At 59.0% G+C, this 634-nt stretch carries 1 protein-coding gene and 1 pseudogene; one reads left to right on the top strand and one right to left on the bottom strand.

Annotated features, from left to right (window positions below; translation table 11 throughout):
* Positions 1–180: pseudogene (locus A3730_RS30010) on the top strand (sterol desaturase); the annotation flags it as partial.
* Between the two features lie 222 nt (positions 181–402).
* On the opposite strand, the gene A3730_RS26615 reads toward A3730_RS30010, so the two are convergent.
* On the bottom strand, positions 403–634 hold a 232-nt coding region (locus A3730_RS26615; RefSeq protein ID WP_156501388.1), incomplete at its 5' end, for an SDR family oxidoreductase.

Below are 634 nucleotides of genomic sequence, written 5' to 3'. Positions count from 1 at the left end.
AAGGAAAAACCGAAGATGTATGGCTGGCGCCAGAATGATGAAGAAGCCAATAGTGTGCTCAAGCGTTATTTCAAATGGGATGTGCGCGAATACATGCCGGGTGGCGCGGCAAAGGCAAAAGCCCGCGCTGAAGCGAAGGCTGCCAAAAAGGCACAGAAAGAGGTGGCCGAGGTCGCCTGATCAACCTCGACTCCTTGTGCTATCCACCTCGGGAGAGCGTGGAATTAAAGACCTCGCCGGGTAACCGGCGGGGTCTTTTTTTGCCGCGCTGCGACCGGACACTGGCCCCTGCAGCGGCGCTGTAGAAAGCTTGGCCTGCAGCCCACAAAAAAGCCGCACCCTGTGGGCGCGGCTTTTTGTTGCTTCTTGCCTGTTGCGTGAAGCATGAGGCCTGCTGCGGGTTTAAGCCCCCAACAGCATCTGGCCACATACACGCACAACGTTGCCAGTCAGGCCCTGGGAGGCCGGGCTGGCAAAGAAAGCGATGGTTTCGGCCACGTCTACCGGTTGACCGCCCTGGTTCATGGCGTTCATGCGACGGCCCGCTTCACGGATGGTGAAGGGAATGGCGGCGGTCATCTGGGTTTCGATGAAGCCTGGTGCCACGGCATTGATGGTGATGCCTTGCTCGGCG

It is taken from the genome of Alcanivorax sp. HI0044, assembly GCF_001634945.1.
Note: the sequence above shows the minus strand (reverse complement) of the source record. Positions and strands in the feature narration are given on the sequence as shown.